The sequence below is a fragment of the Streptomyces sp. 17_S59 genome (assembly GCF_056930295.1).
Genome location: NZ_JBXOWD010000001.1, coordinates 7,094,157 through 7,110,905 on the forward strand (window position 1 = coordinate 7,094,157; position 16,749 = coordinate 7,110,905).

The 16,749-nt window shown below is 71.4% G+C and carries 11 protein-coding genes and 1 pseudogene; 5 read left to right on the forward strand and 7 right to left on the reverse strand.

Annotated features, from left to right (window positions below):
* Positions 1–39: 39 nt before the first annotated feature.
* The 5 genes from AC1Z4A_RS31890 to ctaD form a co-directional block, all read right to left on the reverse strand.
* The gene (locus AC1Z4A_RS31890; protein WP_483683366.1) at positions 40–1,359 is read right to left on the reverse strand and encodes an NHL repeat-containing protein; all 1,320 of its coding nucleotides are present in this window, start codon (positions 1,357–1,359) and stop codon (positions 40–42) included.
* A 449-nt stretch (positions 1,360–1,808) separates the two neighbouring features.
* Positions 1,809–3,284 carry an eCIS core domain-containing protein gene (locus tag AC1Z4A_RS31895; protein ID WP_483683367.1) on the reverse strand — a complete coding sequence of 492 codons (1,476 nt, stop codon included), beginning with the start codon at positions 3,282–3,284 and terminating at the stop codon, positions 1,809–1,811.
* Positions 3,285–3,397: 113 nt separating this feature from the next.
* A complete protein-coding gene (locus AC1Z4A_RS31900; RefSeq protein WP_483683368.1) occupies positions 3,398–4,207 on the reverse strand; it encodes an SAM-dependent methyltransferase in 810 nt (269 codons plus the stop codon).
* A gap of 85 nt (positions 4,208–4,292) precedes the next feature.
* Positions 4,293–4,745 (reverse strand): hypothetical protein, encoded by a 453-nt coding sequence (locus tag AC1Z4A_RS31905; protein ID WP_483683369.1) that lies wholly within the window; start codon positions 4,743–4,745, stop codon positions 4,293–4,295.
* 27 nt (positions 4,746–4,772) lie between these two features.
* Positions 4,773–6,467 (reverse strand): aa3-type cytochrome oxidase subunit I, encoded by a 1,695-nt coding sequence (ctaD, locus tag AC1Z4A_RS31910; protein ID WP_483683788.1) that lies wholly within the window; start codon positions 6,465–6,467, stop codon positions 4,773–4,775.
* A 387-nt stretch (positions 6,468–6,854) separates the two neighbouring features.
* Between ctaD and AC1Z4A_RS31915 the strand changes: the two genes are divergently transcribed.
* On the forward strand, positions 6,855–8,561 hold the full coding sequence (locus AC1Z4A_RS31915) for a GAF domain-containing sensor histidine kinase (protein ID WP_483683789.1): 1,707 nt from the start codon (positions 6,855–6,857) through the stop codon (positions 8,559–8,561).
* 95 nt (positions 8,562–8,656) lie between these two features.
* On the opposite strand, the pseudogene AC1Z4A_RS31920 reads toward AC1Z4A_RS31915, so the two are convergent.
* Positions 8,657–9,214: pseudogene (locus AC1Z4A_RS31920) on the reverse strand (FAD-binding oxidoreductase); the annotation flags it as partial.
* A gap of 258 nt (positions 9,215–9,472) precedes the next feature.
* Between AC1Z4A_RS31920 and ftsH the strand changes: the two are divergent.
* The 4 genes from ftsH (at position 9,473) to AC1Z4A_RS31940 (ending at position 15,998) form a co-directional block, all read left to right on the forward strand.
* A complete protein-coding gene (gene ftsH, locus AC1Z4A_RS31925) occupies positions 9,473–11,413 on the forward strand; it encodes an ATP-dependent zinc metalloprotease FtsH (protein WP_483683370.1) in 1,941 nt (646 codons plus the stop codon).
* A 169-nt stretch (positions 11,414–11,582) separates the two neighbouring features.
* Positions 11,583–12,581: an Acg family FMN-binding oxidoreductase gene (locus AC1Z4A_RS31930; RefSeq protein ID WP_483683371.1), complete on the forward strand. Its 999-nt coding sequence runs from the start codon at positions 11,583–11,585 to the stop codon at positions 12,579–12,581.
* Positions 12,582–12,697: 116 nt separating this feature from the next.
* Positions 12,698–13,576 carry a universal stress protein gene (locus tag AC1Z4A_RS31935; protein ID WP_483683372.1) on the forward strand — a complete coding sequence of 293 codons (879 nt, stop codon included), beginning with the start codon at positions 12,698–12,700 and terminating at the stop codon, positions 13,574–13,576.
* Positions 13,577–13,595: 19 nt separating this feature from the next.
* A complete protein-coding gene (locus tag AC1Z4A_RS31940; protein WP_483683373.1) occupies positions 13,596–15,998 on the forward strand; it encodes a glycoside hydrolase family 65 protein in 2,403 nt (800 codons plus the stop codon).
* Here the strand turns inward: AC1Z4A_RS31940 and AC1Z4A_RS31945 are convergent.
* Positions 15,986–16,618, reverse strand: coding sequence for a pyridoxamine 5'-phosphate oxidase family protein (locus AC1Z4A_RS31945; RefSeq protein ID WP_483683374.1), 633 nt, complete (start codon positions 16,616–16,618; stop codon positions 15,986–15,988). The genes AC1Z4A_RS31940 and AC1Z4A_RS31945 overlap by 13 nt on opposite strands.
* Between the last annotated feature and the right edge of the window lie 131 nt (positions 16,619–16,749).

Here is a 16,749-nt window from a genome sequence, read left to right on the forward strand (position 1 = left end):
TCCCGAGAGGCGGGACGAAGCTGCACAGGTGACGCCGGGCTAGGGCTGAGTGATGCTCAGCGTGGTGGTCGCGTGCGGCTCGGTGTCGCCCAGGCCGACGCTCAGGACGGCCACTTCCTCGATCAGCCCGGCCGTCACCGGCGGCAGGGCGACCCGGCCCCGCTGGTCGGTCAGGATCACACGTTCCCGGGACCCGTCCTCGAAGGTCGTCCCGTCCGCCTCGATGCGGCACGTGAGCGGAATTCCCGGTACGGGGTGACCATTGGCCACGTACTCGGCGATGAGCGGCTGCTCGACGTACTCCTTCATGTGCACCACGGACCGGCCCTGGGACACCACCTGGGTCCGGCCGACGAGGGAGGCCCCGCCGAACGGAGGCGGCGGGACGAGGTAGCGACCCAGTGTCTTCTTCGTGGGATTCGTGTACCAGAGCTCCCCGTTGGTACCGACGCACAGGCCCTTCGCGCCGCCGCCGTCGGGGAAACCGACCATGAAACCCGGTCCCGGCTGGTGCCGGTCGATTTCGTGCAGGCCCTTGCTGGAGGCCACCCACACCTTGTCGTTGGTGTAGAACACCAGCTGCTGCGGCACCGCGTCGTCCAGGGGCACGGTACGGGTGGTGCCTTCGTTGATGTCATAGCGGATCACCTGGTTCGGACCGGTGGCCGTGAGCCAGATGGCCTCGGTGTCCGCGATGATGTAGAAGGGCTTCTGGTCCGGGTTGTCGAGGATTTCGACCCTCTCCCATACCGTCTGTCCGGGTGAGCGCCTGTACAGGCCGTTCTCGTTCCTGACGGGGTTGCTGGCCCTCTTCTGGCCTGTGGCCCAGTAGGTGTGCCTCTTCCCGTCCGGATCCGTCGTGACGGCCACGTCCCAGAGCCAGGTGCTCCGGCCGATGGGCATCTTGTCGTATCCGCCGCCGCCGGCGGGGATGGGGAGGATGCCGACGTAGCTGTGCTGCGGCTCGGCGAACAGCAGGCTGTACTCGTAGACGGGCTGGCCGATGGTGCCCCTGTTGGTCGTCCGGAGCTTGATGCTCTCCGCCTGGGCGTCCGGCTCCAAGGGGTACACGGACACCGGGTAGTTGCCGTAGGTCTCCATGGACAGGATGGGGTCCTGCCTGACGGGTGCCGCGAACCAGATCCGCTGGTTCTCCGACACCGGATCCTTCATGACCCCGGCGGTGAGTTCGGGCAATCCTGGACTCGAGATCGTCTGAATGCTGTTGGGGTTGTTGGGGTTGACCTTCACGACGGCCGTGTTGCTGGTGGTGATCCACAAGTACCGAAAATTTCCCACGGCAACCGAATGCGGCGTCTTGTTGATGCCGAACTCATCGATGTTGGGGATGTTCGCCACGGTGTTCCCCTCCGGCCTGTGGTTGATGCGCGAACTCATCAGGGCGCACAGGAGCAAACACCCGTACAGGGTGTTGCAGGCTGACGGCTCACGCGGGGACGACGTTCGACCGGTCGAGACTATGCCGTGAGCACCCTCGCTGCACCCTGCCGAACCGGCCACGGGGGAGGTGCGGCCCGGCCTTCCGGACGTCGTGACTCCGGCTCCGGGCCGCAGAGGGCGTCTCAGCTGCAAACAACGTCATGCGGCACACATCATTCCGTGCAGGCCGTCTGGTGGCTGCTTCGGTCGCGCGGAATGTCAAGGGCGCCTGTGCACTGCGGAGCCGACAACGCGGAATGGCCGGTTTCCCCTCAAGAACCGTTTTTCTGCCCGGTGGAGAAAGCGCTGATGGCGGGAAATCGTCACCCGGAAATCCGTCCGGACCCGAAGGTGTCCGATGCGGCGGCTCAGAGGATGAGCTTCCTGCGCCTGGCCTCCTTCTCCACGGATGCGCGATCCGTCATGGCGAGGCCCCCGACCCAGGTCTCGTCCGCGTGGTTCCCGACCTGTTTCCCGACCTGTTTCCCGTGGAGAACCTTGGTGATCCTGATGCCTTCCCCGCCGTTGAGCATGTCGATCCCCGAGCCCAGGAAACGTGCCTGCCGGGGCGCGCCGGAGGAGTAGTCGGCGGCGGACATGCCTGCGACGAAGGGGTACTTCGTCCACTCGATGTCGCGTGACGGCATCCCCGTCAGCCCGTATGCGTCCGGGTCCTTGTTGACGTCGTAGAAGTTCTTGACGTTCATGGGCACGGACGGCTTGAACGGGGTGCCGTCCTTCTTCTTCCACACGTCTCCCGCCACCGGGTGCTGGACGGAGGGATGCCGATGGCGCCGGTCCGCGAGGTCCTTCTCGCTGAACGTCTCGTACGGCCGTGGCTCGTCGGTCCGCATCGCGACGTACTCCGTGGCCCGGGTCTCCGCGTCGTCCGGGAAGCTCACCCACTCCTTTCCGGCGGCGTGAGCCTCCGTCGCCGTCCGGCGGACGAGATCGTCGGGGACGTCGTACTCGACGACCGCCCATTGCCGGAACGGAGCCTGGTACTTGAGGGCCGTCAACAGCGCGGCCTCACGATCCTCCTCCCAGAAGTAGACCCCCTTGCCGAACTCGCCGCTCCCCGTGGGTTCCAGACGCCCGGTGTACACCGGCCGCTGCTCCGGCGGGGCCTGCCCGGCCCTCGTGCTGCCCCTCCGCGCCACCAGGGCGTCGGCATCGGCGTCGGACAGCCCGCGGTGGAACTTCATCCGCTGGATCGTCACGGCCTCCTGCACACCCCCGGCCGGGGACGGCACGGCCACCGGCACGGAAGCCTGCGCGGGCCGGACGTGCCCGGACAGCGCACGGAGCGCGCCGGACTCCGCCGCACGCTCGAAGCGGTCCCCGGGGTCGCTGACCCTCGTGCCGTCGCCCCGGTCCGTGCCGGCCACGGGCCCGGACCGCTGCTGCAGCACATGGATCAGCTCATGGGCGAGGGTGTGCCGGCCGGAGCCGCCGTCGCCGAGGACGACGTGGTGGCCGGCGGTGTAGGCACGGGCGCCGAGTCCGGCCGCCGACCGCCGTGCCGCCGCGCCCGTGTGCAGCCGTACGTCGGAGAAGTCGGCGCCCAGCCGGGCCTCCATCTCCTCCCTGAGCGGCGTGGGCAGCGGCCGGCCCGGGGCGCGCAGGACGTCGTGGACGGCGGCGCCCCGGGCGCCGCCCTGCAGCAGCATCCGGGTCGCGGCGGCGTTTCCCGCCCTGCGCTGCAGGTCCAGCAGGGACGCCGCCGACAGGGCGCGGGTTCGGACCGGTGACGGCTCCGGGGCGGCCCCGGTGGGCTTCGCGCCCTTCACGACAGCGGGTTTCCTCGCGGTGCCGGGCTTGTGGCCCGGAACGTGCGCGCGCATACGGTCCCCTTCCGGAGCGGCGAACGGACAGCCCATGCCTACAGTGCCGTACTCCGGCCGGGAAAGGGCGGCTCTCCGGCCGCTCCCTCACCGGAACCAGAACCGGCGAAGCGCTACTGGGGCGTGGTACGCAGGGCCGTGACGAAGCCGGTGCCGGACGGGTTGGCGGTGGGCCGCCCGTAGTGGGCCGCGACCGCGTCGAGGGGGTGGTTCTCGGTCTGCCAGCCGTGGTCGGCGAGCCAGTCGGCGGTGCCGGTGCCCAGGCCGCCCTTCCACAGGGAGGTGATGTGGGCGACGGACGGGTCGTCGAGAGCGGTTCGTCCGCTGCGTCCCCGCTCCAGGGCCAGCAGGCTGGCCGGGGCGGACAGTTCGCCGACGGTGGACAGCACAGTGGCCGCCTCCTCCGCGGTGAGGTAGACCAGCAGGCCCTCGACGAGCCAGGCGGTCGGCCGCGTGGCGTCGAAGCCGGCGCCGGCCAGGCGGTCTGCCCAGTCGGGGCTCAGCAGATCCGCGGGCACGGCGGTGCGGTCGCAGCGTGGCGCGGCGCACTCTGCCGCAAGCACCCGGTGCTTGAACTCGAGGACCGGCGGCAGGTCGAGTTCGTAGAGGTGAGTCCCGGCCGGCCAGGGGAGCCGGTAGGCGCGGGTGTCCAGCCCGGCCGCCAGCAGGACCACCTGCTCGCAGCCGGACTCGAGGAGCCGGTCGTCGTAGAAGCGGGTCCGGATGACCGTCTGGTGCCTCAGGGCGGTGGCCAGCGGGCCCGGGTTTCGCGCCGGCCGTATCGGCTCCTCCGAGGCGGTCAGGAAGGCTGCGGCATAAGGGTCCTTGAACAGGGCGTTCCCGGCTGCGCTTTCGTGGGCGCGGACCCGGGCCACGGCGAGCGCCGTCTTCGACACGGCGCTCAGCGGTTGCGAGGTCGTCATGACGGAGATCGTGGCGCGCACGGGCTTCGCGCGCCAGAGCCGTCGCGGACCCCGACCGTGCCGAGGGACGAGGGACCCCGCTGCCTCACGCGTTGCCGGCCGAAGCCATCACCGCGACCGCGGCGGTGGTGCCCACGAGGACCAGGGCGGACAGGGCCCAGGCCAGAGCGACTGCGCGCAGCCTTCGCCCGGGCACCTCCCGCGCATCCGGCGGCGCCCCGTGGGTGAGCGCCGCCCAGTCCCGTGCGGTCTGCCGCCGTTCCCGTCCGTGCTGCTTCGCGGCGCGGACGCGCAGCCACACCGCGGCAGCCGTCCCGGTGCAGCCGGCCGCGGCGGCAACCGGCCATGGCAGCCCCGCGAGGAGCAGGACGGCCGCGCCGGCCGCCGTGGCCCACCACGTCACGCATGCGGCAGCCGCCGTCCGATGGGAGAGCGGCCGGTCGGCACCGGCCCGCAGGTCGGTGAGGGCGGGTACGTACCAGGCGGATCCCGCGGCGACCAACAACGCCGTTCCCAGGGCCGGGAGCACACCGGACATGCGAATCCTCCTCCTCTCGAGTGCGGTTCAGAGCACGGCGGCCGGGGCGTCCGCTGCCGCGACCTCGGCCGCGGCGATGTCCGGACGGTGCAGGTCCAGGGCAGGGGATTCGGAGCGGATGCGCGGGAGACTGCTGAAGTTGTGGCGCGGCGGCGGGCAGGAGGTCGCCCATTCCAGCGAGCGGCCGTAGCCCCACGGGTCGTCGACCTCGACCTTCTTGCCGTACTTGGCGGTCTTCCAGATGTTGTAGAAGAACGGCAGGAGGGACAGGCCCAGCAGGAAGGAGCCCAGGGTCGAGATGGTGTTGAGCGCGGTGAAGCCGTCCGAGGCGAGATAGTCGGCGTAGCGGCGGGGCATGCCCTCGGCACCGAGCCAGTGCTGGACGAGGAAGGTGGTGTGGAAGCCGATGGTCAGCGTCCAGAACGTGATCTTCCCCAGCCGTTCGTCGAGCATCCTGCCGGTGAACTTCGGCCACCAGAAGTGGAATCCGGCGAACATCGCGTAGACCACGGTGCCGAAGAGCGTGTAGTGGAAGTGCGCGACGACGAAGTACGAGTCCGAGACGTGGAAGTCCAGCGGGGGCGCCGCGAGGATCACTCCCGTGAGGCCGCCGAAGACGAACGTGACGAGAAAACCGGTGGCCCAGAGCATGGGTGTTTCGAAGGACAGCGAGCCTCTCCACATGGTGCCGATCCAGTTGAAGAACTTCACACCGGTCGGGACGGCGATGAGGAACGTCATGAAGGAGAAGAACGGCAGCAGCACACCGCCCGTGACGTACATGTGGTGCGCCCACACCGTCACCGACAGACCCGCGATCGAGATCGTCGCCGCAATGAGGCTGATGTAACCGAACATCGGCTTGCGGGAGAAGACCGGGATGACCTCCGAGATGATGCCGAAGAACGGCAGCGCCAGGACGTAGACCTCGGGGTGGCCGAAGAACCAGAACAGGTGCTGCCACAGCAGCGCACCGCCGTTGGCCGCGTCGAAGACGTGCGACCCGAACTTGCGGTCCATCTCCAGCGCGAACAGCGCCGCCGCCAGCACGGGGAAGACCAGCAGGATGAGCACGGCCGTCAGCAGCACGTTCCACGTGAAGATCGGCATGCGGAACATCGTCATGCCCGGAGCACGCATGCCGATGATCGTGGTGATGAAATTGACCGCTCCCAGGATGCTGCCGAACCCCGACAGCGCCACCCCCATGATCCACATGTCGGCGCCGACGCCGGGGGAGTGGGTGGCGTCCGACAGCGGCGCGTACGCGAACCAGCCGAAGTCCGCCGCACCCTGCGGGGTGAGGAATCCGGCCGCGGCTATCAGGGAGCCGAACAGGAAGAGCCAGAAGGCGAGCATGTTCAGCCGCGGGAAGGCGACATCGGGTGCGCCGATCTGCAGCGGCATGAGCCAGTTGGCGAATCCCGTGAACAGCGGCATCGCGAACAACAGCAGCATCACCGAGCCGTGCATCGTGAATGCCTGGTTGAACTGCTCGTTCGATAGGATCTGCAGGCCGGGCCGGGCGAGTTCGGCACGCATCAGCAGGGCCATCAGACCGCCGATCACGAAGAACGCGAAGGCCGACACCAGATAGAGCGTCCCGATCTTCTTGTGGTCGGTGGTGGTCAGCCAGTCCACGACCGTGCTTCTCGGGCCACGGGCTCCGCCCGCATCGGCGGGGAGAGGCTGCCGCCTCGCGGTTCTCTCGTCCGAGGCCATACCGGTGCCGTCCACGGGCCACCAACTCCATCAAAAGCAGGGAAAACAAAAGCAGTGAAAACAAACAGCGGTTCATGATCGGAGGAGCGGCCCGGCGGTCGGCAGGGGCCGTGGGTCCCCATCACCTGCCCCATGGGCCCCATCGCTCCCGGCCTCGACGGGGCCGATGGTCCCGGGCCCGTAAGCCCCCGGGCCGGGCAGCGCTCGCTCGCTTCGAGGGCCGCACCCGGACGAGCCCGTCCCACGACCGCCCTGGTGCACATGTCCTGCGGCCCGGTCACCGTGCGGAAATCCCGGCCGCTACGGTGAGGGACGGGTCCGGCAGCCCGTGACCCGCCGGGCGCCGGAAGGAGAAGGTACGTGGACGCAGCGGATTCGTCGCCGCGGATGCCGCGCTTGCGGCTGGACGAACTCCTGGAGGAACTCCAGGCACGCATCGACGCGGCCCGGGGCACCCGCGACCGGGTGCACCGCCTGCTGGAGGCCGTTCTCTCCGTGGGCCGGGAACTGGACCTGACGCAGGTACTGCAGCGCATCGTCGAGGCGGCCGCCGCGCTCGTCGACGCGCGGTACGCGGCCCTGGGCGTGATCGGGCCGGACGGGCAGACGCTGGCGCAGTTCCTGACGGTGGGGATGTCGGAGGAGGAGATCGCCGCGATCGGCCCCTATCCGACAGGCAGGGGCATTCTGGGGGAGCTGATCCGGCACCCGGAGCCTCTGCCCCTGCCGGACCTGTCGATGCACCACGCCTCGTACGGTTTCCCGGCGAACCACCCGCCGATGCGGACGTTCCTCGGGGTGCCGTTGCGGGTGCGGGACGAGGTGTTCGGGAACCTGTACCTGACCGACAAGCGCGGCGGCGAGGACTTCGACGCCGAGGACGAGGCGGTTCTCTCCACGCTGGCGGTCGCCGCGGGCGTGGCCATCGACAACGCGCGGCTGTTCGAGGAGGCGCGCCGGCAGCAGGCGTGGCTGCGGGCGAACGCGGAGATCACGCGCAGCCTGCTGTCCGGCAGCTCCCGCGGCGACGTGCTGGAGCTGATCGCACGGCGGGCCCAGGAGATCACCGGGGCCGCACTCGCGGACGTCTGCGGGCTCGTGGCCGACACCCGCCGGCTCACCGTGGAACTCGCGCTGGGCGGCGACGCGGCCGCGCGGCGGGGCCTGACCGTGCCTGCCGAGGGAACCCTGTCCGGTGCCGCCTTCGCGGAGGGCTCGCCGGTGACCACGCCCGACCTGACCGCCGATCCGCGCTTTGCCGCGGGGCCGCGCTGGTTCGACGGCCTGGGACCCGCCGTCGCCGTGCCGCTGGGAACCCCCAAGGGCAAGGCCGAGGGCGTGCTGCTGCTGGCGCGCCGCCGCGGGAAGCCGGAGTTCGGCCCCGACGAGATCGGCGCGCTGCTGGGCTTCGCCGACCAGGCGGCACTGGCTCTGGAGCTGGCCGAGCGGCGGCGCGACGCCGAGCAGCTCGCGCTGCTGGAGGACCGCGACCGCATCGCCCGCGACCTCCACGACCTCGCCATCCAGCGGCTGTTCGCCACCGGCATGACCCTGCAGAGCGCCGCCCGCTTCATCGAGCACCCGGGCGCGGAGGAACGCGTGACACGCGCGGTGGGCGACCTCGACGAGACCATCAAGATCATCCGCACGTCCATCTTCGGGCTCCGGGACCGCGGGCAGGACGCCGGGCAGGGCCTGCGCGCCCGCGCGGTGCGCGCCGTGGGCGAAGCCCAGCCGCTGCTGGGCTTCGCCCCGCAACTGACCATGGAGGGCCTGCTGGACACGGACGTGCCCCCGGAGACGGCCGGCCACGTGGTGGCCGTGCTCGGCGAGGCACTGAGCAACGCCGCCCGGCACGCCCAGGCCTCCCGCGTCCAGGTGACGCTGAAGGCTACCGGTACGCACGTCGTGCTCACCGTCACCGACGACGGCGTGGGCATCCCCGCCGAGGGCCGCCGCAGTGGCCTGCGCAACCTGGCCAAGCGCGCCGAGGAACTCGGCGGCACCCTGGACCTGGCCACCCCGCCCGGGGGCGGCACCCGGCTGCAGTGGACGGCTCCCCTCCAACGGGACGGGGCCGCCGCCCCGGAATAGGGGGAGCGCACAGCACAGCACAGCACAGCGCCCGCCGAAGCCCCTGACGGGACCCGGCGGGCGCTGCGCCCGGTACGGGCTGTGCACCGGCGACCTCAGTCCGTGGCGTCGGCCAGCCACAGGTCGGGGCCGAAGACCTCGTAGCGGATGCTCCGGGCAGGCACTCCGCGGCGCAGCAGCTGCTCGCACACGGAACGCATGAAGGGCATGGCACGGGGCCGCACAGGTGGACGTCCGCGTCCGGCATCCCGTCCGGCGCGCCCGGCTCCGCCAGGTGCGCGAGCATGCCGGTCATGGGTGTGCAGCCGATGCCGGCCGAGACCAGTACCAGGGGCCGCTCACCCTCGTCCAGGACGACGTCACCGAAGGACGCGGACAGGGAGAGGACGTCGCCCGGCCGGACGGTGCGGTGCAGCAGGGTGGAGACCTCCTCCGTCCGGCGCGCTGCCGTCGTGCACCCGCTTGACGGTGATGCGCCGCAGACCGTCCCCCGGGGCGGAGGAAAGGCTGTACTGGCGCAGCTGATGCACCCCGTCGGGCATGCGCACGCGCACACTCACGTACTGGCCCGGACGTGCCGGGGGCAGGGGGCTGCCGTCGGAGGGGCGCAGGAGGAACGACGCGACGTCCGCGGTCTCCTCGCGGCGTTCGACCCACGACGGGCAGGGTGGCACGGATCACCGAGGCCGACTCGGCAGAAAGCATGTCTGACTCCTGAGAAGCGCCGGTCCCTGGGGAGCCGGCAGGTCGGGCACCACGGAAACGGGGTGACTCGCCCATCCTGCGGCGCCGGGCCGCACCGGCAGGCGGCCCGAAGGTCCCCGGCCGGGACCATCCGGCCCCGGTCGCCGAGGCATCGCGGCGAGTTTGACTACCGTGGAAGGAAACCCCTCGCGGGGGAGGAGCCGACGGTGATCACTCGAGTACGGATGCCGCACCGGCACCGGGCGCCGCCGGCACGGCCCCGGCCGCCGGGGGAGCCGCCGAAGCAGCGGCCCGAGCCTCCGACGCCTCCCGCCTCTCCGTGGCGGCGCTGGCTGCTGCCCATGATCCTGCTGAACTTCTTCGTGGTGCTCCTGCTGGCCCGAGGGCTGTCCGGGCCGGCCACCCCCCAGCTCTCGTACAGCGACTTCGTCGGCAAGGTGGACGCCGGTCAGGTGCGGACGGTGGACATCGGGGACAAGGGAACCGTCGAGGGCACGCTCAAGGACGGAAAGAAGTTCACCACGCAACTTCCCACGGCCCTGGGCACCGGCGGCCTCGAACAGCGGCTCCAGACGCAGCACGTGACGATCTCGGCCACGCGGAGCGGCGGCAGCGTGTGGACGTCCGTGCTGGTGGGGGTGCTGCCCTTCCTCCTCCTGATGGGCTTCCTCCTGTGGAGCATCCGCAGGACCGCGGGTTCCCTCACCGGAGGGATCAGTGCCATCGGCCGCTCGCGGGCGAAGATCATCGAGGCCGAGCGGCCGACCACGGGTTTCGACGACGTCGCCGGGTACGACGGCGTGAAGCAGGAGATCGGCGAGGTCGTGGACTTCCTGCGCAATCCCGGCCGCTACTCGGCCGCCGGGGCCAAGGGGCCGCGCGGCGTCATCATGGTCGGGCCGCCGGGCACCGGCAAGACGCTGTTCGCACGTGCCGTGGCGGGAGAGGCGGACGTGCCGTTCCTCTCGGTGACCGGCTCGGCCTTCGTCGAGATGTTCGTCGGCGTCGGCGCCTCACGCGTGCGCGACCTCTTCGACGAGGCCCGCAAGCGCGGGCCGTCGATCGTCTTCATCGACGAGATCGATGCCGTGGGCGGGCGCCGCGGCGGGGGCACCCGGCTCGGGGGCAACGACGAGCGGGAACAGACCCTCAACCAGCTGCTCGCCGAGATGGACGGCTTCGACCAGAGCAGCGGCATCGTCGTCCTGGCCGCGACCAACCGCCCCGACGCCCTCGACCCCGCCCTGCTGCGGCCCGGCCGCTTCGACCGGCAGGTGACCGTCCCCCTGCCCAACCAGAGCGAACGGGCGGCGATCCTCACGGTCCACGCCCGGGGCAAGACGCTCTCCCAGGACGTCGACCTGGACACCGTCGCCCGTGCCACACCGGGGTTCTCCGGGGCGGACCTGGCCAACCTCGTCAACGAGGCGGCCATCAACGCCGTGCGCGCGGACCGCGCCGTCATCACGGCCCACGACCTCGACACCGCGCGGGACCGGGTGCTGCTGGGGCGCCGCGAGACGTCCAACGCCCTGCTCCCCGAGGAGCGGCACTCGGTCGCGGTCCACGAGTCCGGGCACGCCCTCGTCGCCGCCCTGTGCGAACACGCCGACCCGGTCGCCAAGGTGACCATCCTGCCCGCCGGCGTGACACTCGGCGTCACCGAGCAGCTCCCCGAGGCCGAGCGGCACCTCTACAGCGAGAGCTACCTCACCGACCTCCTGGCCGTCCGGCTCGGCGGACGGGCCGCGGAACTGGTCGTCTTCGGCGAGGGCTCCACGGGCGCGGCGAACGATCTGGCGGGCGCCACCCAGATCGCCACCCGCATGGTCAGGGAATTCGGTCTCTCCCCGGCCCTCGGGCCGGTCGGCTACGCCTCGGAATCGCCGCAGTTCCTCGGCGAGGCCCCGCCGGAGGACCTTCTGCGACGGCCCTACTCCGAGCAGACACAGCGGATCGTCGACGAGGAGGTGGCCCGGATGATCCGGCGCTCCGAGGACCGGGCACTGACCCTGCTGCGCGACCACCGGGCCGCCCTGGACCGGCTGGCCTCGCTGCTCGTCACGCATGAGACGGTCGACGGATCCGTGGTGATGGACGTACTCCGGGAGGAGGGCCCTCCCCCGGACGAGGGGGTGAGCGGGTGAGCGGCAGTGGTCGTGCCGAGCCGGGGCGCGATCGAGGCGGTCTTCCCGTAGAAGGGGAAACCCGGCCCACGCCCCGGGGGAAACCCGGCCCATCACGTATCCGGTCGGGAAGAGAGACGATGGGAGGGAGCCGGTGTCGCCGCCGGACCCTGCCGGAAGGGAGATCCCGGTGACAGCATCACCCACCCTGGACGATGCACGGGTGTCGGAGCTGGTCGGTGAGGCGGTGACCGCCCCCTCCATGCACAACGCACAGCCCTGGCGTTTCCGGTACGCGCGGGGAAGCGGCACGTTCCGCCTGTACGCGGACCCGGAGCGGGTCATGCCGCACTCCGACCCCGACGGCCGGGCCCTGCACCTCGGATGCGGAGCCGCCCTGTTCAACCTTCGCGTCGCCCTCGCGAAGGCCGGTTTCCACGCGCACACCGTGCTGTTGCCCGCCCCTCAGGACACCGCCTTGCTGGCCCTTGTCCGCACGGCACCGTCCGATGACGCCGAGGACGCCGGGCTCGGGCTCCTCCAGCCCGCGATCCGGCAGCGGCACACAAGCCGGTACCCGTTCGCCGAAAGGGCGATTCCGGAAGACGTACGCACCGATCTGGCCGACGCCGCGCAGCGGGAGGGAGCCGCGCTCTCCTTCCCCGAGTCCTGGCAGTCGCGCTGGGTGGAGGAACTGGCCGAGGAAGCCGAAGCACGCAACCTCACCGACCGGGGCAGCGAGCAGGATCTCGCCCGATGGACGCGGATCGGCGCCGGCGAAGCGGACACGGCGACGGACGGGGTCCCGGAGTACGCCTTCGGCCCGCGCAAGCACGGCGGCAGGGCACCGATGCGCGACTTCTCGGGCGGGCAGCCGGTGGCCGATCGCGGAACGACGCCCTTCGAGGAAACTCCGCACCTCGCCGTCCTCAGCACGGACGGCGACGAGCCGCTGCACTGGCTGCGCGCGGGCCAGGCCATGCAGCGCGTCCTGCTCCTCGCCACCCTGAAAGGGCTGGCCACCTCGTTCTCCACCCAGGCACTGGAGTGGCCCGACCTGCGCTGGCCCCTGCGCGACCCCCTCACCGGCACCGGCAGGGTACAGATGATCCTGCGTCTCGGCTACGGACCGCAGGGCCCCGCTACGCCGCGTCGCCCGGTGCCGGACGTCCTCGCCTTCGAGGACTGACTCCCGGCCCCGGCCCGCTCCGGTGGCCGTTCCGCCCGGCTGCACTCAGGCTGGAAGAGGCACGTCGCACAACGGGCCCGCACAGGCGGCACGACGACCGCTCGGAGGTGAACGCCATGGAGTCGGCACCCGTCACCGTCGGGCTCGACGGTTCCCCGGAGAGTCTTGCGGCCGCTCTGTGGGCGGCGGACGAGGCGGACCTTCGCGGGCTGGGCCTGCGTCTCCTGCACGCGTGGATCCTGCTGGCCGACGAGCCTGCCGCCGGAGTCCCGGCCGACAAGGACCAGAACTACTGGGCGAAGCGCATCGTGCGGGCGGCTGCGGCAGCGGTGCACGAGCGGCACCCCGATCTCTCCGTCACCGAGGACCTCGTGGCCGAAGATCCCGAGACTGCGCTGCTGCGGGCGGCCCAGGACGCCACGATGGTCGTGCTGGGTTCACGAGGCCTGGAGCGCGTGGAGAGCTTCTTCCTGGGCGACATCAGCCTCCAGGTGGCAGGCAGAGCCGAGCGGCCGGTGGTACTCGTACGGACCGCAGCAGGCGGGGCGCGACCGCCCGCCGGTACCGGCGAGGGGGGCGTGGTCGCAGGCGTCAGTCTGCACGGACCGTGCGACAGCGTGCTGGAGTTCGCCTTCGACACGGCTGCGGCCCGCGGTGTGCCCTTGCGTGTCGTACACGGCTGTCCGTTGCCGGTGCATGCCTACGCGCCCTGGGGCGTCGACCCCGACGTGGCGGGCGAGATCGGCAAGGAGGCCGAGGAGAGACTCTCCCGGGCCGTGAAGCCGTGGCGCGAGCGCAGCCCGGGCGTCACGGTGACCAGCACCGTCCGGCTGGGAAGCCCGGCCCGCGCCGCCCTCGCGGCAGCCGAGGGCGCCGACCTGCTGGTGATCGGCAGACGCAGGCACCACCCGCCCGTGACGCCACGCCTGGGGAATGTCGCGCAGGCGTGCGTACACCACGCCCGGTGCCCGGTCGCCGTGGTGCCCCACGACTGAGGCGGGTCCGAATCCGGTCATGGGGGAGTGGACCTGGGAGTACGAGGGCTACGACCCCGCCACCGAGCGCTTGCGCGAGGCGCTCCACACGCTCGGGAACGGCTACTTCGCCACACGGGGAGCAGCCCCCGAGTGCCGGGGCGGGCCGGTGCACTGCCCGGGCACGTACGTGGCCGGCTGCTACGACCGCCTCGTGTCGTCGGTGGCGGGCCGTGAGGCCCAGAACGAGGACCTGGTCAACCTTCCGAACTGGCTGCTCCTCCGCTTCCGGCTGCTGTCCTCCGACGGCTCGCCCGGGCCGTGGCTGACGCCGGACACCTGCGAGGTCACGGACTACCGGCAGGTACTCGATCTGCGAGAGGGCACGCTGACCCGGGCCTTCCGCTGTCCGCTGTCCGACGGCCGGGCGTTGCGGGTGGAGCAGTGCCGGCTGGTCCACATGGGCGACCCGCACATCGGAGCCCTGCGGACGGCCTTCGTGGCCGAAGGATGGGACGGGCGGATCGAGGTGGAGGCCGGGCTGGACGGGAACGTCCTCAACGCCAACGTCCACCGCTACGGCGCTCTGGACCGCCGTCACCTCACCGGGGTACACGCCGGGGTGGCGGAGCCGGACACCGTCTGGCTCCGCTGCCGTACCAGGACGTCGGAGATCGGCATCGGCATGGCCCAGCGGGCCGAGGTCATCGGGCCGCCGCCGGTGTCGGCCTCGCTGAGCGCGGCGGGGCATCTGGCGGTCCACCGGTTCGAACTCGCCCTGTCCGAGGGGCGGCCCGCCACGCTGGTGAAGACCGTGGCACTGCACACGTCCCGCGATCGAGCCATCGGCAACCCTCTCGAAGCGGCTGTCGAACGGGCGTCCCGCGCACCGGACTTCGCCGGGCTTCTGCGCTCGCATGCCGTCGCCTGGAAGCAGCTGTGGAGGCGGGCGGAGCTGGAGGTGCCGGGCGAGGCGGGCCATGTGCTGCGCCTGCACCTCTTCCACGTCCTGCAGACGCTCTCCCCGCACACCGCGGGCCTCGACGTGGGAGTGCCGGCGCGGGGGCTGCACGGGGAGGCGTACCGGGGGCACGTCTTCTGGGACGAGCTGTTCGTGCTGCCGTACCTTGATCTGCACTTCCCCGAAGTGTCGCGTGCCCTGCTGAACTACCGTCACCGGCGGCTTCCGCAGGCCCTGTGGGCGGCGCGGCAGGAGGGCCGGTCCGGCGCGATGTATCCGTGGCAGAGCGGCAGCGACGGCCGGGAGGAGAGCCAGAGGCTCCACCTGAACCCGCGCTCGGGCCGTTGGGTGCCGGACCACACCCGGCTCCAGCGGCACGTCGGCTCCGCGATCGCGTACAACGTGTGGCAGTACTGCGAGGCCACCGGCGACACCCGCTACCTGCACACCAAGGGCGCGGACATGGTGCTGCAGATCGCCCGCTTCTGGGCGAGCAGCGCGGAGTCCGATCCCGCGAGCGGCCGTTACCGCATCCGCGGAGTCGTCGGCCCCGACGAGTACCACGACGCCTACCCGGGTGCCGCCCGGCCCGGGATCGACGACAACGCGTACACCAACGTCACGGCCGCCTGGGTCCTCGCCCGGGCCCTCGAACTGGCCCGGGGCCTGCCGGTCCGGCGCCGGCAGGAACTCGTCGAGCGCGGCGGACTCGACATCGGCGAACTCCCGCTGTGGGAGGAGATCTCCCGGCGTCTCACGGTGCCGTTCCACCAAGGGGTCATCAGCCAGTTCGACGGCTACGGGGAGCTGGCGGAGCTGGACTGGAACGGCTATCGGGAACGCTACGGCGACGACATTCGGAGACTGGACCGCATCCTGGAAGCCGAGGGCGATGCGGTCAACCGGTACCAGGTGTCGAAGCAGGCGGACGTGCTGATGCTCGGCTACCTCTTCTCACCGGCCGAACTCGCCTCGCTGTTCCGGCGCCTCGGGTACCGGCTCACCGATGAGCTGTGGCAGCGCACGGTCGACTACTACCTGCAGCGCACCAGCCACGGCTCCACCCTCAGCGAGGTCGTCCACGGCTGGGTCCTGGCCCGCGCCCGCCGCGCCGACGCCTGGCGGTACTGCCGTGAAGCCCTCGAGGGCGACATCGCGGACCTCCAGGGCGGCACCACGCCGGAAGGCATCCACCTCGGTGCCATGGCCGGCACCCTCGACCTGGTCCAGCGCGGCCTGACGGGTCTGGAGACCCGGGAGGACGCCCTCTGGCTGGACCCGGTGGAGCTGCCGGAACTCTCCGAGTTCGGCTTCACCCTTCGCTACCGGGGGCACTGGGGCATCGGAGTGCGGGTACGCGGCGACGAGCTGACGGTCGGTGTGCCGGACTCGGAGGAATCGGCGGTCAGGATCGTCCTGCCCGATCGCTCGCTCACCGTGCTGCCGGGCGAGGTGACCTCGGTGAGACTTCACCGGGTGTGAATCGTGCGGCCGGTCACCTGGCCGGGGCGGATACGAATCCACAGGTCGCGCTTTCCGCCGGCCCAGGGTTCCGCTCCGGGCCGGGTGGCAAGGGCTTCCACGGCGCCGGGGTCGGTGACATGTTCGGCCGTTCCGGTGATGAGGACGCTCCAGCCGCGGCTGACGTGTGCGTCGATGTGGTCGGCCTCGAACGCGAGCTGGTCCCCGGCGGCCGCGGCCGCCGCACCTCCCGCGTCGGTCCGGTAGACGACGGTGCGGCCGTCGACCAGGAAGTTCACGGGCAGGACGACGGGAGCGGGCCCGGCGGTCAGGCCGATCCTGCCGATGCCGTGGGTGCCGAGCCTGCGCCAGCAGTCGTCCTCGGAGAGCCGCGCCAGCAGGGGGCTGTCAGCGGCGGGCTGCTGGCCGGGCGCCGCTTCACGAGGGCCTCCGGTGAGTTCGTCGTACGGAATCTCCAGGGCGGCGGCGAGGCGCATGAGGGCGGCGGGGTCGAAGTCGCCGCCGAACGTCTCCAGCTGGCTCAGATAGGGGACCGACATCCCCGCGCGGTGCGCCACTTGTTCACGGGTCAGCCCCAGCTGCTTGCGGCGTACGGCACAGCGGGTCGCCACTGTGTCCACGCGTGGACCCGTGGAGTCCGTCCCGGGGTCGCCGGGTCGCGGCCCGCCGTCGTGCATCGTCCCAGCCTCCACGTGGCCGCCCCGGTGCGGCGTGCCGTCGCCGTCGTTACCCGGGTCGTGAGCCGCCCGTC